The following is a 23,961-nucleotide window of genomic DNA, read 5'->3' on the forward strand; positions in this document are numbered from 1 at the left end:
TTTAAGGATGTAACAACCAAGATCGTCGTGTAATAATGCAACAAACAAAAAAACCGGAAACGCGGCAACGTTCCCGGTCGGATTGTTTGGCGAGCGCTTACACGCTTATTTGACCTAAACAGCAACGCTCACCTAAAACTTAACAAATCTATGCTATTTAGACATGTTGGCAAACACCCCGGAAATTCGGTGTTCGCGCAAATGCTGAAAGTTATGAAACTAGCTGCTTTTTTGCTGCTGGTACTGGCTATGCAGGTAAGTGCAACCGGTTACTCGCAAAAACTAACCCTTAACATGCGTAATGTGTCGCTGTCTAAGGTGTTTAAGGAAATCCGGAAACAAACCGGGTATACCTTCTTTTATAACACAGAAATGCTGGAACAGACCGACAAGGTATCTGTGGCGGTGGTGCAGGCTGACCTGGAGTACGTATTGGGCAAGTGTTTGCTCAATAAGAAGCTCAATTACAGCATTGTAGACAACACCATCATTCTTTCTGTAAAACCTACTCCGCAAACGGAGGAAGTGATTCCACCGGTAGCTAATATTTCCGTGTTTGGTAAAATCACGGATGCCACTACCAACGAACCACTCAGCGGTGCTTCCGTAAAGCTGAAAGGAACCACTAAAGGCGCCAGCTCTGATGGTAAAGGTAACTATACCCTGCAACTGCCCGACAACGGCGGCGTGCTGGTAGTTACCTATATCGGGTATGAGCCGGTGGAAAAAACGGTTACCGCTGCCGGTCAACTGGATATTGCCCTGAAACCCAAGGCAGTACAAACGGAAGAACTGGTAGTAGTAGGTTATGGTACCCAGAAAAGAAAAGACGTTACTGGCGCCGTATCTTCTGTAAGAGTCAGTAACATCAGCGCCAACGTATCCAAAAATATCAGTTCTGCGATCCAGGGCCGTGTAGCCGGCGTTTCGGTAGAATCTTCCAGCGGCGCCCCTGGCGCTGGTATGATCATTACCATCCGTGGTATGAGTACCCTGGGTAACAATACTCCCCTCTATATTGTAGACGGTGTATTTGTAAGCAATATTGATGGCGTAAGCCCCAACGATGTAGAATCTATCGAAATCCTGAAAGACGCAGCTACCGCCAGTATCTACGGTTCCCGCGCAGCTAATGGCGTAGTGATCATCACCACCAAAGGCGGTCACAAGGAAACTGCCCCCAAACTGAGCATCGATACCTGGTTCGGTGTTCAATCCATACCTAAGAGAATGAACTTACTCAATGGCCAGCAATGGACTGACCTGATGAGCAAATATGTTACCGGTATACCGGCTTATGCCGGTGTGAACACCAACTGGCAGGATGCGATCTTCAGACAGGGACTGCTAACACGTACCAACGTGAACTTCAGCGGCGGTTCCCAGAACTTTACCTACGACGTATCCGGTGGCTACCTGAAAGAAAATGGTACTATTATCAACACCAATTATAATGCGGCTAACTTCAGGGTGAAAACTGAATATGATAAAGGCCGGTTCAGAGTAGGTGAAACTGTGATCATTAAAAGAGGTAATGCTCTCAACAACCCCGGTGGTGGCGACCAGGTACACAGTATCGTAGGTAGTGCCCTCACCATGCCGTCTACTGTACCTGTTTACGATCCTACCCAACCCCTGGGCGGATATGGCAGAAGGCCAACGTTCATGAAGAATCTGTCGAACCCTGTGGCTCGTTTGCAGAATATAGAAAATACCAACAAAGAACTTTCCATTCTCGCCAATGCTTTTGCCGAAGTGAAGCTGATTGAAGGGCTGAAATATAAATTCAATGTGGGTTTAACCCAGGTACAAACAGATGGTCGTGTTTTTACCGGCGTTTTTGACGATGGAAACTCGGCCAATCCATTACCAGACCTGTCACAGTCAACCGCTACCGCCAATTCCTGGCTGGTGGAAAATACCCTGAACTACAACAAGAAACTGGGTAAACATAGTATTGATGTATTGCTGGGATACAGTGCGCAGAAAAACCTTTACTCCGGTTTTAGCGCTTCCCGCAATGATTTGCCAGAAGGTACCTATACCCTGGATGCAGGAACAGCCAATTCCCAGAAAAATGGTGGTAATGCCAATAACAGCAGCATGGTGTCCCGTTTCGGTCGGGTGAGTTATTCCTACGATTCCCGCTACCTGCTGTCGGCCTCTATCAGAAGAGATGGCTCTTCCCGCTTTGCACAGGGCTACCAATATGGTTCTTTCCCCTCTGTATCCCTGGGCTGGAACCTGCATAACGAACACTTCTTCTCTTCCCTCACCAACGTGATCAATACCTTTAAACTGCGTGGTAGCTGGGGTGGATTAGGTAACCAGGAAATTGGTAACTACCTCACACAAAACAGCATCACCAATGGTCTTAACTATGTACAGGGTGGCGTATTATGGCCAGGCGCTACTGCCAGCTCCTATGCTTCACCTATAGACCTGTCGTGGGAACAAACCAAAATTACCAACGTGGGTGTGGATGCGGGTTTTCTCAACAACAAGCTGTTTGTTATTTTCGACGTATTCAACAAGAAAACAACCGGCGTACTGCTGAGCGTACCATTCCCGCCATCTGTAGGTAAAACAGGTTCACCCACCCTCAATGCCGGTGAAATCGAGAATAAAGGATTTGACCTGGCTCTGGAATATAACGACAGAGCAGGTGAAGTAGGTTACCGTCTCGGATTCAATATTTCCCATACCGCCAATAAAATGACAGCTATCAGCGTGGGCTCCGGTCGCCAGGAATTTGGCAGCCTTTCCCGTGCGAAAGTTGGTTACCCTATCGGTGCCTTCTTCCTGATTAAATCCGATGGCATCTTCAACTCTAAAGAAGATGTGGCTGCACATAGCAAGAATGGTACTCCCATTCAGCCCAATGCACAGCCAGGTGATATCCGCTACGTAGATTATAACAACGATGGTATCATCGATAACCAGGACGAACAATACCTGGGAAGTCCTTTCCCGAAATTAAATATGGGACTGTCGGCTAACCTTACCTGGAGAGGCTTTGATCTGGGCCTGTTCCTGGAAGCAGTGACTGGCAATAAAATTTACAATGCCCGTAGAAAGTGGATAGAAAAGATGAACGAGATCACCAACTTCTCTACCGATGTATTGAATGCCTGGACACCTGAAAATCATACAAACTTCCCACGTTTCACTTTATCCGATCCTAATAACAACAACCGCGATAACAGCGACAGATGGCTGGAAGATGGTTCCTACCTGCGCCTCAAACGCGTGGAACTGGGATACAATATTCCTAAATCACTGATGAACAGATGGGGTATCGACAAAGTAAGAGTATATGCTTCCGGTGAAAACCTCTTTACTATTTCTAAGTACAAAGGCTACAACCCGGATATCGGTGGTGCTGCACTGTCAAGAGGTATGGACAACTCCTGGGATGTATATCCACTGTCCCGCACAGTACTGGTTGGATTGAATCTTACTTTTTAATCGTTTAATGGCTTTGCAACATGAAGAAATCATTTAAATATATAGGAGCACTCGCTTTGGTATTGGCTACTGCAGCGGGATGTAACGAAAAGAACTTCCTTAAACAAACGGATCCCAACAAGATCACAGATGCTACTTTCTGGAAAGACGAATCCAGTGTAAGCCAGGCGCTGGCAGCTACCTATAGCCCGCTGCGTTCTTCGCTCTACGGCTACTGGGGCTCTTTCCTGGGTATCCAGGATATCAATGCACTGGGCGATGATGTGTTTACCTTGCCAGGAGAAGAACCAGGTACCTGGGCGGTAGCTACTTTTGCTAACGATGAAAACAATGGTGACCTGAGTAGCATTTTCGGTAGCCTCTATCAGTGTATTCATCGCTCTAACCTCCTGATAGCCAAAATCGGCGGGGTAAATATGGATGCCAATAAAAAGACGCTCTATATCGCAGAAGCGAAGTTCCTGCGTGGCTTGTCTTACTACCTGCTGGCTTCCAACTGGGGCGGTGTACCAGTGAGAACAACCCCATTGGAAACAACTGATGGTTATGATACTCCTTGCAGTTCCAAAGCAGATGTATGGAAACAGGTGGTCGCCGATTTCACGGATGCCATTCCAGGACTTCCGGTAACGCGCGATCCCAAAGAACAGGGAAGGGTAACCAGTGGCGCTGCCGTAGCTTATCTCGGTAAGGCATACATGTTCGCCGAAGATTATACCAAAGCGGAAGCTACTTTCGATATACTTACCAAAGCGCCGTACAACTACGACCTGGTAGCTAATTACGAAGATAACTTCACCGACAAGAACGAGTACAACGTGGAATCCGTTTTTGAATGGACCTTTGCTCCTATCGGAGACCAATACGGGGCCTGGAATACGGAAACCCCCAACTCACCAATGTATAACTACCTGCCGCAGTTCATTGGACCTCCCGCAGGTGGTGGCTGGTTTAAATATGTACCATCCAATTACCTGGTGAATGAGTTCCTGAAAGAAGCTCGTCCCGCCGGTTCCGACACCAAATTCGATAAAAGGATGTACGCTTCCCTGATGTGGAAACGTTCCTCCCTCGGTGAAAGCGATACTACCTGGTATGATGGTAAAACCTTTGATCAGCTGTGGAACTCCGCCCTATCAAAAACAGTGCGCCTGTATCCGGATACACAGCTGGATACTGTTACCCATGGCCGTTTCCTTATAAAAAAAGGAACCAGCGCCTGGCGTAATGTGGCCAATGCCGATAACTACTGGGGCCCTACTCCGTCTACTGCCAACTACCGCGTATTGCGCTTTGCAGAGGTACTATTGCTGCGTGCAGAAGCTGCTGCCCAGAACGGTAACAATGGCAAAGCACTTACTGATATCAACCGGATTCGCCAGCGAGCTGGTCTGAATGATAAGACAGTAGCAGACTTGCCAGGCAAAGACCAACTGCTCGCTGAAATTGATCACCAGAAATTACTGGAGCTGTTCTTTGAGCAGAACCGCGTATATGACCTGAGAAGATGGAATAAATCTGCAGGTACATTATCTGCGATTTTAAAGACCAGGCAGAAACAGGGCGCTAATGTATTCCAGGCAAAACACTATGTTTTCCCAATACCGGCCAGCGAACTGAAATCAAATCCTAAGGCAACACAGAATGATCTCTGGAAATAGTATTCGCTATCGGATCCCTTTAAGGAGCTGATAGTATGTATATCCCCAGTGAATAAAAAGCATCGCGCCGATCGGCGCGATGCTTTTTTATTAGGTAGCCAGCTACTTCCAGCATTTATCGAAATACCCTTTTTTCAGGACAGCTTCACTGATCAGATTTTTTACTTCATAGTCATACCACCCGGTGTACTGTAAATCCGGCGCCATATGCGCTATAGACGAGTTGTTGGAGCCAAGCAGCAAGATATATTTTTTAGGATTTAAAGGATTAGGATAGATAAGTGTGTACCCTAAAGAATTGCCATCAATATGCTGAGAGCCAATATCTAAAGCGTTGGCGTCAATTTTCAGGGGAAGCTTGGGCGCCAGGCGCTTAATGAAAGAATTGGTAGCGGGATTGCCGATAAGTATCAGGTTACTACGGGTAATATCCTCCTTATTTATAGCTGCAGCCGTTTTAACAGGGCAGGTGTTGAAGTTATTTTCCTGCCAGTTTTGAATGAATTTATTCACCATCATTTGGTTGACAAGCCTTTCTTCTTTGGTGCCGGCATCACCACTCACCAACAGGAAATTGTCTTTAAAGATATCGTTGATAGGGCCTTCTACATCATGATTCTTTTCCAGGAGTCCCAGCTGTTGTTGTTTACCAATGGATAAGTGCAGGGCATCTGCTTGTGGAGGAGTGTTAAAGTAAGCAGTGTCGTTGTTGGTAATCACCAATAACTTTTTGTTTCGCTGAAGTCCGGGTAATTGCGTTAAGTCGATCGAATAACTGCGTATGTTCTTCGTTGTTATTTTGAGCAGGTTGTTACTGTTGAAGGTTGCCTGGATATTTGCCAGCGCATGGAGCGTATCCATCTGATCAATGGTTATCCAGTAAGCCCGGTTATACTTTAGCTGAAAGGTAGAGAAATTGATGGATAGCGGTGCTTTAGTTACTTTATCTTTAAAAAAGGAAAACATCTTTCGCAGGATAAGTGCATCGGGGTATAAATCCAGGGTGGGAGCTTTGGTAATATTCCCTACACTGTCCAATAGGATATTGAATCCCTGTTGCTTCGCTTCGGCATATATTTTCCTGGAAATAGCATAATCTGATTTATGGTCTGCCGGCGCATGGGCGATATATAAGGGAATATGCTGATAGTTATTGATCGTTTGCAGGAGGTTGTTTTCCTTTACCCATTCTGTTGGAAAACGGAATAAGTCGGAGCTGGGATCCAGCATCGTTTTGCTTTTGGTGTAATTGAGTTCAGGGCCTTCTACGCCAATGGCCGCAAAGTGTTCAGGGAACCTGTTTGCCAGCAGCATGGCAAACATACCTCCGGAACAAACACCGTACAGGTAAACGCGATGTGGATCGATGTTATAGTCTTCCCCAACTTTATTCATTGCCTGAAAAATGCTGGTGGAAACAATCGGGTTTAGATTATATCTCTCAAAGATCCTTGCAGCAGGCCAGAGGATGGCATACCCAAATTTTTCAGCAAGTCTTGTCAGCGCATCTATTTTATCTAAATAAGCCACATGGGGGCTCTGGATGAAGGGCGCCCTCTGGCTGACCCATGGAATAACCATCACCAGCGGAATGGGAACATTTTTGCGGTAACTGCCGGGAACATAAACCATATAGTTTTCAGTCCCTCCATCTACCTTCGAAATATAACCACGTAAATGTTTCCCTGGCTTGTTGGAGAACCGGGCGTCATTTACAATACCGGCCATGTCGAATAAGGTAATAGCAATTTTCCGGTATAACTGGTCATCGCATCCATACCGGGTACCAAAACTTTTCAGGTACCGGAACCTGGAGAAAAGTGTTTGGGTATTCACGAGGAAATCCCCACCCGGCCTGCCAGCCGATAATTTTATGGAGTCTGTATCGTACACGTCGTGGTAGTTACCCACCATGAATATTTCGCTCAAGGTGTCTCCTGGTACCAGTATTTTGCATTTATAGGACCCCTTATCAAGATAAGGTAGCGGGATTTGCCAGTTGGATCCCCGGGGTAGTTTGGTGGAAAGCATCTCTTTCCCAGCCGGATTGAAAACCTGTAAGGTGGTTGAATCGCCCAACGCTGTGAAGCAAGGGTTCAGGTTTATTTTTAAACTATCATTTGCGCCCAGCAGGCAGTGTTCCAGAAAGTCGTATCCAAATTTATGCTGGTAAAATTCCGCGGCATAATCGATACGGCTCATATTGAGGTAGAAGGCCCAATATCCTCCGCCATTATTACACTTTAGCAAAACAAAGTTGGGTCCTTTCTTCAGGTGAACGACAAAGATGTCTGTATTTCGCTGCATAGATCTTGCATCATTTACGCGAAAGCATAACTTTTGATTTACCCATATCTTCATTCCATCGTCGCTACCGAGTAGAAACGCAATATCCTGATCCACAGGGCTGTTCACGGAAAATATAGCATAGCAGTTGGCATGAGGGAGCGCTGTAAACAGATCCACGCCATCCACATAAGAGTGGGGTGTTTGATACAGGAAACCCTTCTTGCCTGCTTTATCCCTTAACCGGGAAACGTTATCAAAGTTGATCTCCTCTTCCCGGAGTCCATACCGGATAAACTCATCGGTATCGATATGATGTAATGAACCTGAATCACTTGTAAATGGGCCAAGTAGTATCATGCGGTCAACATTCACTTCAGCATTGAATTTTTCAGCTGCCGGCAACTGGATATCCGGAATCTCTGAAGCGTTGGAACAAGCAGTAAATAAGGCTGCCAACAGCAGCAAAAGACTGGTATACTTACCAGGGAGAGATGGGGGCGCAGGCTGCTGCCTGCCGGGGCGCTTTCGTAGGGATATCATTTTGCGGGTTACGATTTTGATCTTAGAGAATAGAGTTTTAAATTACACACAATTATTCCAATTGTCAAGATTTCACTAAGTGGAAATATAATTTACCGCTGATACTAATCCTGATCTCATACCAGGGAGTTTTTATATCACTGAACAATGAATTTTTACTAATTATCAACCTGATGAGTTTACGCCACTGGCTTTTAATTTTATTTATCTTCTGCGCTTGCCGGCAACCAACCACCAAATCCTTGCCCTACTGGGTACAGGAAGCATTTAGCATCGATAGTATGCAGCCGGCAAAGTTATCGCCCCGTTTCCGGGATGGCTATGTACTCTTGAGTCAGCGCGACGATCCGGGCGCATTATTTCTCCTCAACAGCAAAGGGCAGGTGGTTTGGTTCCACCAGGTAAAAGGCACCGGTTTTAAAACCGCACATTTTACGGCCAATAAAACATTTCTCTGTATCCTGGGCGGCAAGGAATACGCCACCAGTTACGGCAACCAGATATTGGAAATATCGCTGGCGGGCGACACCCTGTTAAATCTCCGCAAAGGACAAGGGGACTTTACTGCCAACGCACATCATGAGGTGCTGTTAAATCCCGATAATAACATTGTGCTGTTAAGTACCGTGGAGAAAGTTCTTGATCTCAGTGCTGCCGGTGGCAGCACCCGCGACACCGTTAAAAGCGATGGTATTCTCGTGCTGGATCGCAAAGGTCATAAGCTGTGGGAATGGACAGTTTTTGATGCTTTAAGTCCACTAACGGATACGGCTATACTACATACGCGTACGGACTGGATGCATGCCAACAGTCTTAGTTACGATAAAGATGGCAACTATCTCATTTCCTTTTACAACAACGGACAAATATGGAAGCTGGATGTCCACACAGGTCGCGTGATCTGGAAGTTTGGTCGTGGCGGCGATTTTAGCTATCCCGAATCGGCTGCTTTCGATATGGGGCATGCAGTGCATATCAACAGCGAAAATGACCTGATGTTGTTTGATAACGGCGTATCCCACCAACTGTCACAAACACTCAGTTTCCACCTGGATGAGCAAAATAAAACAGCTACTGTAAATATCCATTCTCCCTTACCCGGTTATTTATTTAATGATCGCATGGGAAGCGCTTACCTGGTGGATAAGGACAACCTGTTGCAATGTTGTTCAAAACGCAATACGGTTTTGCTGACCGACCGGCATGGCACACCGCTGTGGCAGCTGCGTTGCACGTTTATTCCTTACCGGGCAGAGTTTATTCCTAAGGAAGCTTTACCTGGTTTATAGTATAAAATTTTTTCGGAAGATAAATACCTGGCCTATTATGAAGAGTTCACTACGTATCGTTACCGGTGGTTTCCTGCTGGCTACTGCCGCCACCGTATTTTATTCCTGCCGTACAAAGGTGCAGGAAGAAGAAAAAGAGAAGGAGAAAATGCCGGTGATAGCCGCTGCGTTATTGCAGGTAGATAGCACGGCTATCCCTAAGGATAAATTTGGAGAGGAAGTAAAATATGGGCAACAGCTCATGTACAACACAGCCTACTACATAGGTCCGGAAGGTATCAATGGGAAGTACCTTGGCAATAAAATGAATTGTACCAACTGTCATCAACAGGGAGGGACCAAGCCTTTTTCCTTTAACCTCATGCTGTCGCACGAAGACTATCCCCAGTACCGCGCCAGGGAAGGAAAAGTACTGACCCTGGCGGAAAGGGTGAACAATTGCGTTACCCGCCCGCATAACGGCCGTCCGTTACCGCTCGACAGTAAAGAGATGGTAGCATTTCTGTCGTACTTCAGGTGGATTAACAGCTTTGTGCCGAAAGACAAGCCTTTTAAAGGCCAGAAAAACCTGTTGGTAACGCTACCTGATATAGCGGCTAACCCGGAGCATGGCGCGCTGCTGTATGAGCAACATTGTGCGCGTTGTCATGGCAAGGAAGGAGAGGGACAATTGCGCCCCGACCAGGTTACCTATACCTACCCGCCCTTATGGGGAAAATATGGATACCAGCCGGGATCCAGTATGCACCGCATTATTAAACAGGCGCAATGGCTGAAAGCCAATATGCCGTATGATAAGGCTACCTGGGATAAGCCTTTCCTCAGCGACGCCGAAGCCATGGATATTGCCGCTTTTGTAAACGACGATAGCCGCCACCAGCGCCCCGATATAAAGAACTTTGATTATCCGCATAAGGAAGAAAAAGCATTGGACTATGATAAAGGTCCGTTTGCTGATACTTTTTCCGTGGCCCAGCATAAGTTTGGCCCCTATCAACCGGTAATTGATTACTGGAAGGCGAAGGGCATGAAAGCCAGTTATTGAAGCCCTATTTAATCCCTATGTCAGCAAAAAGGTTGTTCCACGATGATGGAACAACCTTTTTTATGCCCGTAGTTAACCCGGATTATTTTTGTGCAGCTGCCCAGCGGGCCATTTTCTGTTCCAGTACAGAAAGCGGTACACAGCCATCTTTCAATAGCTCATCGTGGAAAGAAGACAGGCTGAATTTACTGCCCAGGGCAGTAGTGTATTTATTGCGTAGCTCACGTATTTTCAGTTCCCCGATTTTATAAGAAAGCGCCTGCGCCGGAATGGCCATATAGCGCTCAATTTCAGCGGTGGCTTCCTGTTCAGATAACGGTTCGTTATCCATCATATATTTGATAGCTTGTTCGCGGGTCCAGCCTTTAGTATGCATGCCAACGTCAACGACTAAACGAATAGCGCGATGTATTTCGTCGGTTAGCCGGCCAAAGTACATATAGGGATCGGTGTACAGGCCCAGCTCTTTCCCAAGGCTTTCGCAATAGAGTGCATATCCTTCGCCATAGGCGCCAATCCAGGAGAAGCGGCGGAACCTGGGCAGGGAATCATTTTCCTGTTGCAGGGAGATCTGGAAGTGGTGTCCGGGAATGGCTTCATGCAGGAAGAGGCATTCCATGCCGGTGTAAGAAAACTGTGTGGCATCGAGGATGGGCACATAGAATACGCCGGGACGGGTACCGTCAGCACTCCCCTGCATATATTCGGCTGATGCCGATGCAGCCCGGTAGGCTTCGGTTTGCCGGATTTCGAATGGTGTTTTAGGGAGATGACCGTACATCTTTTTTACACCGGGCATGATTTTATTTTCGATGGCTTTGAATGAATCGAGAATCGCCGCAGGTGTTTTAAATATGCGTAGTTTTTTATCCGTACGAACAGCGGCAAAAAATGCCGGTAAGTCGCCCTGGAAGCCGGTGCTGTTTTTCACCGTTTCCATTTCACCCCGGATGCGGGCCACTTCTTTTTCACCCAGGTCGAAGATGGCTCCAGGGGTGAGGTCGGTAGTGGTCCAGGTTTTAACGAGGTAGGTATAATAGGTTTTACCATCTGGTATACCGCTAATGCCGCTACTGCTGCGGGCTTGGGGCAGGTATTCGTTTTGCAGGAAGGCCTGCAATTTAGCGAAGGAGGGCAGTATATATTTTTCAATAGCTGCTGTATAATCCTTTGTCAGTTGTGCTTTCACCTCATTGCCGAGCGAGTCGGGGATCATTTTCAGCGGGGCGTAGTATACGTTATTTGCGGGGTCTTTTTTGGCCAGGTCGGTCACCTGTGGAATCACTTTTACCACCAGGCTTTTGGGCAATACATAGCCGGAGGCCATGCCACGGCGCATGTTGGCGATAGCAGTATCGGTCCATATCGCAAAGCGCTCCATACGATGCATGAAGTTGCGATAGTCTTTTTCCGTTTTGAATGGCTGAGCGGAGGTGCCGCCCGCCAGTTGGGTGAGGGTGAGCGGCAAGCAGGTAAACTGCTGCACCGGCATCAGGTGATCGTGGAAGGTAAGCCCTTCCCGGTTGATGTCGAACTCTCTCCGTAGCATATCGTAGGTAATACGGTCGTTGCCGGAGAGGGCGCTGGTATCAATCCCTTTGATGGCTTGTTGGTAGCGGGCGTAAAACGAATCGGCCTTTGCCCGAAAGCTTTCGCTGATATCTATCGGCAACTGATCGTTGTATTGATTTTCGCCATTTTGGGTGGCCTGCAAAGGGTTGAGGGCCATGTTTTCGGCATAGTAACGACTGGCCAGGTGGTGAAGGGAATCGGCTGTGGCGGCAGGGTTGCTATGATTCCCGGGCGATTGACAGGCGCCCGCGAAAAGCGAGGCTGCGATCAACAGGTAACGCGGTTGTTGTAACTTGATCATGTGTGTGGGTTGTGAATAAGCAGTAATTTACCGTTTTATCCAAAGAAAAAAGCTTTCCGAAGAATCGGAAAGCTTATTTAGAACAGTGAACAATGAAAAAAAAGATAAAAAAATATTATTTAAGATTTTTTATGCGAATACTTTTGAAAGAAACCTCATTGCCGTGATCCTGTAACAGGATATGTCCTTCCGGCCACAGTCCAAAATTCTTCCAGTTTTTATACTTGCTGATGGCCACCAGGTCTTTGAAGGCTTGGGAGCCACGCTCGTATTCCAGTACTTTAAACCCATTTAACCAATGTTCTACGTGGTTATTTGGATACACAATAATACGACCTTTGTTCCATTCTCCAATAGGGTTGATGGCACGTTTTTCCTGTTTTCTTGTCATGAGATCGTAAAGGCTTGCTAACGTGCGGTTTCCATCGCGTCCTAATTTGGCATCCGGGTGCTTTTCGTCGTCCAATACCTGGTATTCCAGCCCGATAGCCGACTTACCCCCGGTTTCGTAGGTTTCGCTCACAAAGTATTTTACGCCGCTATTCGCGCCTGGCGTGAGTTTGAACATAAATTCCAGTTCAAAGGCGCCATATTGTTTTTCGGTCACAATGTCGCCGCCGCTGCCTTCCTCATCTCCATTGGAATGTTGGATGGTCAATACCCCATCGTTGATCACCCAGCCTTTATCAGGGAAAGTTTTTTTGTACACGCCTCTCCAGCCTTTGGAGGTTTTGCCATCCCACAGCAGTTGGAAGCCGTTTTTCTTTTCCTGACCGGAAATGGTGTTATCCACATTGTTAACTACGTAGATATTATCGTATGGCGAATACTGGGAAGGAGCCGGATTTTCGATGATCCGGATATTTTTCCAGTAGATATTTTTATTGTCATCTTCTGCTTTTTTGCCGATACCATGTACCTGGAGGGCAATAAAGCCTTTAGGCAGGGCAGTGTCCACCAGGTGGGCGGTAGGTATGCCGTTTACCCAAGTACGCATTTCATTTCCCCGGCACTCGATACGGTATTTATTCCAACCGTCTTTTTTGAAGGCCTGCTGTCCCGCCGGGTTCAGCTCCATCGGGTATTGCCAGCCCCTGCGGCCTTCTTCATAAATACCGCCGCTCCATTTGCGGTCAGACGGGTCTATTTCCATCTGGTAGCCGAATACACGTCCGTTCTGGTAGTCGGGCCTGCTTTGGCTGCGGAATTGGATGCCGGAGTTAAACTCCTTTCCCAGCTTGAATTCCAGCTCCAGGATAAAGTCGCCGTACTCTTTCTCTGTGGCCAGGAATGAATTTGGTGTATTCATTACCGTAGTACCCACAATTTCACCGTTCTGTGCATTGTATTTTGCCTCACCTCCCAGCTGTTTCCAGCCTTTCAGGTCTTTACCATTGAAAAGTTGATGCCACTGGGCTTTCTGGGCATACAGGCCGCCGTACATGCATAGCAGGGAGCCGCATAAAAGAATCATTTTTTTCATAACTAAAATGCAATAAGAAGCTCAAAGTAATCAATGAAAATGGTTTTTACAACCGATTGCAAAACATTTTTATTTTAAATATATGACGTAGTCTCCCCCGGAGACGGATGATTACTATGATTTTTAAAATATTGTTTGCAAACGATTGCAGAAATGTAAAATTGTCTTATTTTGGTTCATCGAAGAACCTGAAGCGACGGCCAAAATCTAACTTAAGTATCCTTTATTCCACTTATCACAAACTACGTTATGAAAAGATCTTTCACACGTTTTGTCTGTATAATAGCATGCCTGCTATTTCAGCAACTCACCATGGCACAGGGAAATTCCTCAACGGTGGAGGGAAATGTACTGGACGCCCAAAAAATGCCACTTGTAGGGGTAACTGTTTCCATTAAGGGCAGAAGTTCCGGCACACAAACAGATGCCAAAGGACATTACCGGCTACAGGTAAAAGACCCGGCTAACGCCACGCTGGTATTCACTTTTATTGGCTTTACATCGGTAGAAGAACCTGTTAAAGGTCGTACTGCGATTCCGGTCATTCTCCAGGAGGACCGCAAAAAACTGGAAGAAATCGTGGTAGTAGGGTATGGCCAGCAAAAGAAAAAAGATGTGACCGGCGCCATTTCCTCTGTAGGCACCAAAGCTATACAGGACGTACCGGTTACCAACCCGCAACAGGCCCTGCAAGGCCGCGCTCCCGGCGTAGAAGTTATTAACAACAGCGCCAAACCAGGCGATGAGCCACAGGTACGTATCCGCGGTACCCGCTCCCTGTCGGCCGGCAACGACCCGCTCTATGTAGTAGATGGTATTCCCTACGCTGGTAACCTCAGCGATATCGGCACCGGAGTAATACAATCGATGGATATTTTGAAAGATGCCTCTGCTACTGCCATTTATGGTTCCAGGGGCGCCAATGGCGTAGTGCTCATTACCACCCAACGCGGTAAGCTGGGCAAACCCGTGGTGTCTTACTCCGGCTCCTACGGTTATGTACAACAATTAGGAGAAACAGATATGATGGACGCCAACCGCTTCATAGAAATGCGCCGCGAAGCCAACCGCACCATCGGCAAGTACAACGACAATAACCGCGACTCTTCCGACGCCGTTATCTTTAACGCCACCGAACTGGCCAATATTAAGAAAGGAACAAACGTGGACTGGCAAAAGCTCATGATCTCTCCCGGATACCAAACCAACCACGCTATTTCCGTAGCAGGTGGTACGGAAAGAACCAAGTATACCGTGGGACTCGGATACTTTAAAGACCAGGGCGTATTGAAATTACAGAGCTACGAACGCTACAACATCAACCTGGGCATCGACCAGATGATAGGCAATCGGGTACGCGTAGGGGCATCCCTGTTGGGCGCTTACAGCCTGCGCAACGGCGAAACCTACAACGGGATCGACAATGCCCTGAAAATGCTGCCTATCGCGTCGCCCTACGATGATAAAGGCAACCTCATTATCCTGCCTACCGGCGATAGCCAGCAACCCAATCCACTATTGGATTATGTGCCCGGTAACCGCGTGGAGCTGATGAAACGTTTCCGCCTCTTTACCAGTTTATACGGAGAAGTGGAAATCGTTAATGGCCTGAAATACCGGCTGAACGTAGGTCCGGACCTGCAATACTATAACTACGGCCTTTTCCAGGGTAAAAATAATACTAACCTGCTGATAGGCGGCGGCGATGCACAGGCCAGCAAAGGCAACGCATCTACCCTGGCTTATACCATCGAAAACGTGTTAACGTATAACAAGTCTATCAAAAAGCATAACCTCGCTGCCACCGGCTTGTACAGCGTACAACGGCAAACCGCGGATATCATGACTACCAACGTAAGAGGGATCCCGGTAGAAACACAGCAATATTTTAACCTGGGGCAGGCACTCTCCGTAACCGGCGTAACCAGCAGTCTCAGTACCTGGACTATTCTCTCTTACATGGGCCGTATTAACTATGGTTACGATGATCGTTACTTGTTAACACTCACCCTCCGCGCGGATGGCTCGTCCCGTTTTGCACCCGGAAAGAAATGGGGTTACTTCCCTTCCGTGGCAGTCGCCTGGAATATTATCAATGAAGCGCCCTTCAAAAATCAGCATACCCTGGATAACCTGAAACTCCGCGCCAGTTACGGCCGGATCGGTAATACCGGTATCAACCCTTATGCTACGCAGGGATTGCTGACCAGGATTCCCTATTCCTACGGTGGAAAGGGCTCCCTGGGCTTTGTACCAGGAGATCTGCGCAATCCTAACCTGACCTGGGAAACCACTACGTCCACTGATATAGGCCTGGATTTCGGTTTCTTTAATGGCCGCATTACTGGTGTGGTAGAATGGTATAACCAGAAAACCACCGACCTGCTGATGCCACACCTGCTGCCCTTTAGCAATGGTTTCAACCAGGTACTCGAAAACCTGGGTACTTCGAGGAACCGTGGATGGGAAGTAGGGCTTTCTGCGATCATCATCGATAACCCTAAAGGCTTTAGCTGGAAGATGGATGCAAACGTTTTCAGAAACCGTTCCAAGATCCTTTCCATTGGTGGTGGAAGAAGTGCAGACGTGGGTAATGGATGGTTTGTGGGCCAGCCTACCTATGTGTATTACGACTTTAAGAAGACAGGTATCTGGCAGGCGGAAGACGCTAAGCTGGCTGCTAAATATGGCGTAAAACCAGGAGAGATCAGGCTGGAAGATGTGAACAAAGATAGTACGATCGATGCCAAAGACAGGCAGATATTGGGTTCACCTGAACCTAAATGGTCGGCCGGTACCACCCAACGCTTCTCTTACAAAGGCTTTGAATTATCGATCGTAGCATTTGCCCGTATAGGCAGTATGATACGGAGTGATTTTTATTCTAACTATAATACCCTCTTCGGTCGTTACAATAACCTGAACATTGATTATAACACGCCTTCCAATCCTACCAACGATTTCCCAAGGCCTAATGCTAACCAGGAAAGACCCAGCAACTACCAGTCGCTCAGCTATTTCGACGGCTCCTACTTCAAAATCAGGAATATCACCCTGGCTTACAACTTGCCGGATGCACTCGTAAAACGCATGCAGATGCAGGAATTGCGCTTTAGTGTAGGCGTAAAACAACCGCTGATCATTGCGCCTTACCGGCAACAGTGGAAAGGAATAGATCCGGAAGATGTGAATGTAATCGGTATTGATGCACCAGCCACCTGGATGCTGCAGTTTGGATTGAATGCGAGATTTTAATCAACTCTTAAAAGGAAAACGTTATGAAATATATAGTGCCTATCATGTTGCTGGCTTTTACAGTAAGCTCCTGTAACAAAATGCTGGATGAAAAAGTGGTCACCAATGTGACAGACGATTTTTATAATACCAAAGCCGGCTTTCAGACCGCCGTTACAGGCTCCTATGTGGCGATGCGCAACTTTTACAGTACCGAAAGAGGGATGACGCTCACCGAAACCGGTACGGATATCTATACCAACGGCTCCGATGGTAACTACAAATTTACCAGTCAATATACTTCACAGCTGGACGCCCGCTACGACCATGTCAGGGAAGTATGGAATAGCTTTTATCAAACCATCAATACCTGTAACGTAGTGGTAGACCGGGCCAATAACATCCCTGGCCTGGACGATGCCACCAAAAAAGCAGGGGTAGCAGAGGCGTTGTTTTGCCGTGCTCATTACCATTTCATCCTGATGGAAATGTTTGGCGCCATACCCTTACAGCTACACGAAAACACAAAAATTGTAACAGAATCGCACCGCGACAGCGTTTCCGCCATATACGATGCCGTGATTGCCGATTTGCTGGCGGCTGATAAAGACTTGCCGGCAGCTGCTGCCAACTGGGGACGGGCTACCAAAGCGGCTGCTGAACACCTGCTGGCCAGGGTATACCTCACCCGTGCTTCTTCGCCCCAGGCTAAGCCTACAGATTATGCCGACGCTGCGAAATATGCCGACCAGGTGATCAAAAATTTCGGATTCCGTCTGCTGGATGATCCCGGACAGGTATGGGCACAGGGCAAGGAAAATAATTCAGAAACGGTATTTGCTGCGCAATACACGGCCGATCCGCTGTATGGATATCCCGACAACAATGCCTGCCGCTTTTTCCTGATGCAGTACGATGTGTTGGCCGGTATGAAGCGGGATTTGCCTAATGGCACGCCCTGGAAGCGTTTCAGGCCTACAAAATTCCTGATCGACACCTTGTATAAAGACCGCGTGCATGATGTACGTTACGAAAAGTTCTTTACTACCGTATGGTACGCCAATACCGCTACCGCCAAGTTAAACGTAGGAGATACCGCTGTGTACCTGCCAGGTTATGATGTTAGCAAAGCAGAAATAGAAAGCAAAAAATACATGCTGGTGCCGCCCAGGCTGTATACCGAACGCCTGTATCCTTCCCTGAATAAATTTGCCGATTCCCTGCGCCCGGATAACCAGGCCTCGGGAGTAAGGCCCTTTATCGCTTTCCGCCTCGCAGAAGCTTACCTGATCGAAGCAGAAGCCAAAATGATGCAGGGCGATAACCAGGGCGCCGCCGACCTGGTAAACATAGTTCGCTGGAGAGCCGCCAGGGTGGGAACTACACCAGCCGAAACACAGGCCAACCGCGATGCGCTCACCGTTAAAGCATCCGATATGACCATCGACTTTTTACTCGATGAAAGAGGACGGGAGCTGGTAGGCGAGCAAATGCGCTGGTTTGACCTCACCCGTACCCACAAGTTACTGGAAAGAGTAAAACTGCATAATACCGAAGGGGGACCCAACATTCAACCTAAACATGTACTGCGCCCGATTCCACAGGATCAGATAGACAGATCGTCTAACCCATTCCCACAGAATCCTGGCTACTAGCAAAAAGAAAGAGCAGAAAGCTTTCTGCTTTCTGCTCTTTCTTTTTGCTTATCTTCATTAACTCAAAAAACCTTTCGTCCTATGGCACAAAAAAAGATATTGTTACTTACCGGTGATTATGCAGAGGATTATGAAACCATGGTACCTTTCCAGATGTTACAAATGATTGGCCATGATGTACATGCTGTTTGTCCTGATAAAGCAGCCGGCGATAAGATCAAAACAGCGATCCATGATTTTGAGGGCGATCAAACCTATAGCGAAAAGCCAGGACATGGTTTTGTACTGAACGCCACTTTCAATGATATAGCGGGCGCCGATTATGATGCACTCGTTATAGCGGGTGGCCGGGCGCCGGAATACCTGCGTTTAAATAAGAATGTACTGGAGCTGGTAAAGCACTTTTTCCTGGAAGATAAACCTGTAGCGGCGGTATGTCACGGTATCCAGATCCTGACAGCAGCGGATGTGGTACGGGGCAAAAAATTAACTGCTTACCCCGCAGTAGGGCCTGAAGTAACAGCCGCGGGTGGTACCTATGTATCGGTGAATGTATATGAAGCGGTGGTAGATGGTAAACTGGTGACAGCGCCGGCATGGCCAGCTCATCCGCAGTGGATAGCGGCATTTTTACAGGTGCTGGGAACCAGTATAACCCTGTAAATTTACATATCTGTAAGAAGTTGATTATAAACAGTATAAAGAAAATTTAAATTATCTTTCTACGGATTTTCAAATTAAACGGGCATTACTTACCTTTGCAGCCAAATTCAGGAGGCTATCCCTGCATTGGCAATTCATAATTCGTAATTTGTAATTGATTTTTATAATATGTCCGGACAGCTTAAAGAAGTTCGTAACCGAATCAAATCTATTCAATCTGGTCAGCAGATCACCAAAGCCATGAAAATGGTAAGTGCTGCTAAATTAAGACGCGCCCAGGATGCTATCATGCTGATGCGCCCTTATGCTGTAAAGCTCCAGGAAATGTTACAGAATATTGTTTCCAACAGCGAAGGCAATATCAACACACCACTGGCGGCACAGCGCCCTGTTGAAAAAGTATTGATCGTGGTTATTACGTCTGACAGAGGTTTGTGCGGTGCTTTCAACTCTAACCTGATCAAGACGGCTAAACGCGTGATCCGCGAAAAGTACGCGGAACAGTTTGAGAAGGGCAATGTAGAACTGTTACCAATTGGTAAAAAAGGATACGAGCACTTTGTGCAAAACGGTTATAAAGTAAACGGCAAATTTTGGCAGATTTTCTCCAGCCTTACTTTTGATCACGTAAAAGAAGCTGCCGCCGTGGCCCTGAACGGTTTTATCAGCGGTAATTACGATGCAGTGGAAATTGTGTACAGCGAATTTAAAAACGCCGCTACACAAATCTTTGTAACAGAACAGTTCCTGCCTATTGCTAAGGTGGAAAACCAGGATAAAAGCGGTCTGAAAGCCGACTTCATTTTCGAGCCTGAGAAAGAAACCCTGATTGCGGAACTGATGCCTAAAATTCTGAATACCCAGTTCTTTAAAGCCATCCTGGATTCACATGCTTCTGAGCATGGTGCCCGTATGACTGCAATGGACAAGGCAACAGAAAACGCCAGCGAAATGCTGCGTTCCCTGAAGATCTCTTACAACCGCGCCCGTCAGGCAGCCATTACCACCGAGCTGACAGAAATCGTAAGCGGTGCTGCAGCATTGGCTGGATAAGCAGTGTAAGACACTTTTAACATTAAGTCAACAACTGAATTAATATTTTCAGATTAGGGTCAAAGACTGTATTTTCGGTCTTTGACCTTTTTTTATAAAATCCACCTCCTGTTAACGTATGGAAATATCACAGATCATCCCGCACGTGGAAGCATTAATTTTTGCCGCCGACAGGCCCTTGCCTTTGCTGGAAATAGTAGATCTGCTCAACAATGCATTGGCTTTCCTGGAAGACCGTACCAACCTGGATCAGGTAGAAGCCGCCATGGAGGCTATCCGGGAAAAATACAGCTCGGAGTTTTATGCGTTTGAAGTACGAAGCAGCGGTGGAGGCTATCAATTCCTTACCAAGAAAGAATATTACCAGACGGTAGCCCAGCTGAACGGGGATAAATTCCTCAAACGCCTGTCTACCGCCGCACTGGAAACCCTCGCCATTATTGCTTATCGCCAGCCTATTTCCAAAGGGGAAATTGAATACATCCGTGGAGTAAGCACCGACTACTCTATCCAGAAACTCCTGGAAAAAGAACTGATCGTTATTACCGGCCGTAGTGAAGACCAACCGGGTAAACCCCTGCTGTACGCAGTGTCCCGCTCTTTCATGGATTATTTTGGCCTGGCCTCTGTAGCCGATCTGCCTAAGCTGAAAGAACTGTTTGATGAGGAAATTGTACAGCCCACCCTGATCAGCGATGAAACAGCCACCCTGGGCAGAGGTGAGCATAGTCAGCATAACACAGAAGGTATTCATTCCCTGGTAGTATCGGAAGATGGCGAATTACTCGATCCCGACCACCAGCTCGATCATATTACCGCTGCTCCACCAGAAGAGGAAACTCCTGCTTCGGAAGATGAAGAAGTAGAACCAGATGATGAAATTGTGCACCTCGATGATTTTATTGAAGAAGCCAACGAGGAACTGGAAAATAACGATGAAGAAACCGGCAGTGCGGAAATTATTGATATCCCCGCTCCCGAACCGGAAGCAGCACCCGATGAGGAAATAGCTGAGGGGAAAAGTAATGAAGATCCGGATGGCATGATGGAAGATGCTATCTCCCATATGCCGGATACTACAGAAAACATACCTGCACAAGAAGAAGCCAATAAAACGGAAGAAACAAACGAAACGCCAAAAGAAGATGACGGATTGGAGGAATTCGACAACTCATTTGAAGAGCGGCTTTTCGGGGAAAAATTATTGCAGGTAAATGGTCCCGATGCGGGTAACGAAGAAGAGGAGGACGAGGAGGACGAGGAGGACGACGATGATGAGGATGATTGGGATGATGAGGATGATGAGGACGATGAGGAAGACGATAGTGATGACGAAGATGAAGAAGAAGACGATGATGAAAGTACAGATCCCGGCGACAGGAGAAAATAAGTATAAATCATTGCAACGGCCACTCCTTCATGGTGTGGCCGTTGTGTTATAGCAAAGTTTATAACCCGGCAATCACCGTAGCAAAAATCTGGCTTAGCAGTTTATCGGCCTTACCTGCGACTGCGATAATTTCTTCAATAGAAACGGGGTGCAGGTTGTCGGGATCGCATTCATCTGTTACCACCGATACCGCGGCGCAAGGTAGTTGCAGCTGGTTGGCTACTATCACCTCCGGCACTGTGCTCATTCCTACCAGGTCGGCGCCGATCATGCGCAGAAAGCGGTACTCCGCCCTTGTTTCGAGGTTAGGTCCCATCACAGAAACGTATACCCCTTTTTTCAAGGTAGCGCCCTGCAATGTAGCGGCAGCCTGTATTTGGGCGCCCAGCCCCGGATGATAGGGACAGCTCATATCCGGGAAGCGGGGACCGTATGCAGCGGCATTGAGGCCGCGGAGCGGGTTTTCCGGTTGCATATTGATATGGTCGTCCAGCAAAATAAGATCCCCTTTTTTAAAGGTGGGATTCATGCCGCCGGCTGCATTGCTGAGCAGCAGTTGCTGAACACCCAATGCTTTCATGACACGAACCGGGAAGGTGATTTGCTGCATCGTATAGCCTTCATAGTAATGAAAGCGTCCCTGCATAGCAACAACGGGCGTATCGTTAATATGACCGAGTATCAGGTGTCCTTTATGTGATTCTACTGTGGATTCCGGGAAGTGCGGAATTTGCTGGTAGGGAATAGAATGTGCTATTTTGATATGATTTACCAGTTCTCCGAGTCCTGTTCCCAGCACTACGCCCACGCGGGGCTGCTCAAAGGAAAAGGATTGCAGATAGGCAGTAGCTGCCGCTATTTGTTGCAGTAACAAGTCCATACGTCATTAAAATTTGCTGCAAATTAATTCCCTTTACGGGCAATCATGTAAAACAGGGGTGGAAAATATCTTTTGCACCAGAGCAGTATCCGTTCTTCGCGGGCAATGAGCACTAGTTTCTTTTTCCGGCGTATGGCGGTCAATATACGATGGGCGCATTGCTGCACGGAAATACCTTTGGCCGTAGTAGGGTCCATTTTCCCATAGGGACTGCCATCGGCGGTAATAGCGGAATAGGTAATGGGCGTGTGAATGCGTCCGGGGCAAATAATGGTAGTATATAACCCGGGGATTGGCTGTTCTGTTTGCAGGGTTTCGAAATATCCTTGCAGGGCATGTTTGGCGGCGTTGTACCCGGAGCGCCAGGGATATCCCATTAATCCTGCCATGCTGCTGATCACGATGATCTGTCCGCCGCCCTGTGCTTTGAAATGAGGCAATAAGGCTTGTGTAAGCATTACTGCGCCGAAGAAATTCACTTCCATTAACTGCCGGACGGCGGCCACAGAAGTATCTATCAGCTTGGAGCGTTGGGTAACGCCGGCATTGTTCACCAGGATATCTATTTTTCCAAAAAAGGTGAGCGCAGTCTGGGCGCCGGCTGTTACCTGGGATTCATCTGTTACATCCATCAGGAGGATTTCACAATGGGGCGTATATACCAGGCATTCGTTCCTTACCGCCTCCAGGGCGGCCTGGTTACGGGCGGCCAGGATAAGCCGGGCCTTTTCCCTGGCCAGCAGTAATGCCAGCTCGTGGCCTATACCCGAGCTGGCACCTGTGATTAGTATGACTTTATTGGTAAAATACATGTGGGCCGTGATCAGGATTTCAACGGAACGATCTTAATGTTTTTCCATCTCACCTTAATACCGCCACCAGAGTGGATCTGTAAGGCTATTTGTCCATTGGCGGCGCCAATTTTTTCATCTTTCAGGGTAATCATTTCATGACCATTGAGCCAGGTGGTTACATTGTCGCCCTGTACCCTTACTTTCATGGTATTCCATTCGCCCATTTTCAGGTATTGTTCTTTTTCTTTGTCGGGTTGTATCAGCCATCCACGGCCATAAGACTCATAGATACCGCCTGTATGTAAGCCGGGAGGGGCTACTTCAGCCTGCCAGCCGGTAATTTTAGTGCCTTCCAGGGAGGAGTGAAAGAATACGCCGCTGTTGCCATTGGCCTCCTGTTTAAACTGTACGGTGAGCTCAAAATCTTTATATTGACCATCGGTACCCAGGTAGCCATATTCTTTATCAGGGCCGCTTTCACAGATGAGTTCTCCTTTTTCTACATACCATTTTTCGGTACCATACACTTTCCATCCATCCAGGTTCTTTCCGTTGAATAAAGACTGTGCTTTTTGTGCAGACGCACTACCGGCGCCCAATAGGAGAGCGGCTCCCAGTACGAATTTCAGGCAATTTTTTTTCAT

General features: G+C 47.3%; 15 protein-coding genes. 9 read left to right on the forward strand and 6 right to left on the reverse strand.

The features are described 5' to 3' along the window. Positions 1–213: 213 nt before the first annotated feature. The gene (locus FHW36_RS06265) at positions 214–3,468 is read left to right on the forward strand and encodes a TonB-dependent receptor (protein ID WP_186452319.1); all 3,255 of its coding nucleotides are present in this window, start codon (positions 214–216) and stop codon (positions 3,466–3,468) included. Between the two features lie 20 nt (positions 3,469–3,488). Next, positions 3,489–5,129 (forward strand): RagB/SusD family nutrient uptake outer membrane protein, encoded by a 1,641-nt coding sequence (locus FHW36_RS06270; protein WP_145663938.1) that lies wholly within the window; start codon positions 3,489–3,491, stop codon positions 5,127–5,129. A gap of 102 nt (positions 5,130–5,231) precedes the next feature. Here FHW36_RS06270 and FHW36_RS06275 read toward each other — a convergent pair whose 3' ends face one another. Then, positions 5,232–7,958, reverse strand: coding sequence for an alpha/beta hydrolase family protein (locus tag FHW36_RS06275; RefSeq protein WP_145663940.1), 2,727 nt, complete (start codon positions 7,956–7,958; stop codon positions 5,232–5,234). Positions 7,959–8,131: 173 nt separating this feature from the next. On the opposite strand from FHW36_RS06275, the gene FHW36_RS06280 reads away from it, so the two are divergent. Beyond that, on the forward strand, positions 8,132–9,247 hold the full coding sequence (locus FHW36_RS06280; protein ID WP_145663943.1) for an aryl-sulfate sulfotransferase: 1,116 nt from the start codon (positions 8,132–8,134) through the stop codon (positions 9,245–9,247). A 37-nt stretch (positions 9,248–9,284) separates the two neighbouring features. Beyond that, the gene (locus FHW36_RS06285) at positions 9,285–10,292 is read left to right on the forward strand and encodes a c-type cytochrome (protein WP_222428998.1); all 1,008 of its coding nucleotides are present in this window, start codon (positions 9,285–9,287) and stop codon (positions 10,290–10,292) included. An 82-nt stretch (positions 10,293–10,374) separates the two neighbouring features. Here FHW36_RS06285 and FHW36_RS06290 read toward each other — a convergent pair whose 3' ends face one another. Then, positions 10,375–12,165, reverse strand: a complete 1,791-nt coding sequence (locus FHW36_RS06290; RefSeq protein WP_145663946.1) for a DUF885 domain-containing protein — start codon at positions 12,163–12,165, stop codon at positions 10,375–10,377. Positions 12,166–12,280: 115 nt separating this feature from the next. Next, complete coding sequence (locus tag FHW36_RS06295; protein ID WP_145663949.1) at positions 12,281–13,648, reverse strand: 3-keto-disaccharide hydrolase; 1,368 nt, start codon at positions 13,646–13,648, stop codon at positions 12,281–12,283. Between the two features lie 249 nt (positions 13,649–13,897). Here FHW36_RS06295 and FHW36_RS06300 point away from each other — a divergent pair, with 249 nt between their 5' ends. The 5 genes from FHW36_RS06300 (at position 13,898) to scpB (ending at position 21,643) form a co-directional block, all read left to right on the forward strand. Continuing rightward, complete coding sequence (locus tag FHW36_RS06300) at positions 13,898–16,903, forward strand: SusC/RagA family TonB-linked outer membrane protein (protein WP_145663952.1); 3,006 nt, start codon at positions 13,898–13,900, stop codon at positions 16,901–16,903. 23 nt (positions 16,904–16,926) lie between these two features. Continuing rightward, positions 16,927–18,537: a RagB/SusD family nutrient uptake outer membrane protein gene (locus FHW36_RS06305; RefSeq protein WP_145663956.1), complete on the forward strand. Its 1,611-nt coding sequence runs from the start codon at positions 16,927–16,929 to the stop codon at positions 18,535–18,537. An 81-nt stretch (positions 18,538–18,618) separates the two neighbouring features. Further along, on the forward strand, positions 18,619–19,200 hold the full coding sequence (locus tag FHW36_RS06310) for a DJ-1/PfpI family protein (RefSeq protein WP_145663959.1): 582 nt from the start codon (positions 18,619–18,621) through the stop codon (positions 19,198–19,200). Between the two features lie 168 nt (positions 19,201–19,368). Beyond that, complete coding sequence (gene atpG / locus FHW36_RS06315; RefSeq protein WP_145663962.1) at positions 19,369–20,253, forward strand: ATP synthase F1 subunit gamma; 885 nt, start codon at positions 19,369–19,371, stop codon at positions 20,251–20,253. Between the two features lie 118 nt (positions 20,254–20,371). Further along, a complete protein-coding gene (scpB, locus tag FHW36_RS06320) occupies positions 20,372–21,643 on the forward strand; it encodes an SMC-Scp complex subunit ScpB (RefSeq protein WP_145663970.1) in 1,272 nt (423 codons plus the stop codon). 58 nt (positions 21,644–21,701) lie between these two features. Here the strand turns inward: scpB and FHW36_RS06325 are convergent, their stop codons facing one another. The 3 genes from FHW36_RS06325 to FHW36_RS06335 are packed head-to-tail and all read right to left on the reverse strand — an operon-like array spanning position 21,702 to position 23,961. Further along, complete coding sequence (locus FHW36_RS06325; RefSeq protein ID WP_145663977.1) at positions 21,702–22,523, reverse strand: purine-nucleoside phosphorylase; 822 nt, start codon at positions 22,521–22,523, stop codon at positions 21,702–21,704. Between the two features lie 23 nt (positions 22,524–22,546). Further along, entirely contained in the window at positions 22,547–23,335 is a 789-nt protein-coding gene (locus tag FHW36_RS06330; protein WP_145663985.1) for an SDR family oxidoreductase, read from the reverse strand. Positions 23,336–23,346: 11 nt separating this feature from the next. Next, a complete protein-coding gene (locus FHW36_RS06335; RefSeq protein ID WP_145663996.1) occupies positions 23,347–23,961 on the reverse strand; it encodes a 3-keto-disaccharide hydrolase in 615 nt (204 codons plus the stop codon).

The sequence above is a fragment of the Chitinophaga polysaccharea genome, assembly GCF_007829335.1.
In the GTDB taxonomy this organism is placed as follows: Bacteria; Bacteroidota; Bacteroidia; order Chitinophagales; family Chitinophagaceae; genus Chitinophaga; species Chitinophaga polysaccharea_B.

What these genes read in the sequence shown, in the direction of transcription:
- FHW36_RS06265 (WP_186452319.1), top strand. Translation starts at nt 214, where the DNA reads ATGAAACTAGCTGCTTTTTTGCTGCTGGTACTGGCTATGCAGGTAAGT.
- FHW36_RS06330 (WP_145663985.1), bottom strand. Translation starts at nt 23,335, where the DNA reads ATGTATTTTACCAATAAAGTCATACTAATCACAGGTGCCAGCTCGGGT.
- FHW36_RS06270 (WP_145663938.1), top strand. Translation starts at nt 3,489, where the DNA reads ATGAAGAAATCATTTAAATATATAGGAGCACTCGCTTTGGTATTGGCT.
- FHW36_RS06325 (WP_145663977.1), bottom strand. Translation starts at nt 22,523, where the DNA reads ATGGACTTGTTACTGCAACAAATAGCGGCAGCTACTGCCTATCTGCAA.
- scpB (WP_145663970.1), top strand. Translation starts at nt 20,372, where the DNA reads ATGGAAATATCACAGATCATCCCGCACGTGGAAGCATTAATTTTTGCC.
- FHW36_RS06290 (WP_145663946.1), bottom strand. Translation starts at nt 12,165, where the DNA reads ATGATCAAGTTACAACAACCGCGTTACCTGTTGATCGCAGCCTCGCTT.
- FHW36_RS06295 (WP_145663949.1), bottom strand. Translation starts at nt 13,648, where the DNA reads ATGAAAAAAATGATTCTTTTATGCGGCTCCCTGCTATGCATGTACGGC.
- FHW36_RS06285 (WP_222428998.1), top strand. Translation starts at nt 9,285, where the DNA reads ATGAAGAGTTCACTACGTATCGTTACCGGTGGTTTCCTGCTGGCTACT.
- FHW36_RS06310 (WP_145663959.1), top strand. Translation starts at nt 18,619, where the DNA reads ATGGCACAAAAAAAGATATTGTTACTTACCGGTGATTATGCAGAGGAT.
- FHW36_RS06280 (WP_145663943.1), top strand. Translation starts at nt 8,132, where the DNA reads ATGAGTTTACGCCACTGGCTTTTAATTTTATTTATCTTCTGCGCTTGC.
- atpG (WP_145663962.1), top strand. Translation starts at nt 19,369, where the DNA reads ATGTCCGGACAGCTTAAAGAAGTTCGTAACCGAATCAAATCTATTCAA.
- FHW36_RS06305 (WP_145663956.1), top strand. Translation starts at nt 16,927, where the DNA reads ATGAAATATATAGTGCCTATCATGTTGCTGGCTTTTACAGTAAGCTCC.
- FHW36_RS06300 (WP_145663952.1), top strand. Translation starts at nt 13,898, where the DNA reads ATGAAAAGATCTTTCACACGTTTTGTCTGTATAATAGCATGCCTGCTA.
- FHW36_RS06335 (WP_145663996.1), bottom strand. Translation starts at nt 23,961, where the DNA reads ATGAAAAAAAATTGCCTGAAATTCGTACTGGGAGCCGCTCTCCTATTG.
- FHW36_RS06275 (WP_145663940.1), bottom strand. Translation starts at nt 7,958, where the DNA reads ATGATATCCCTACGAAAGCGCCCCGGCAGGCAGCAGCCTGCGCCCCCA.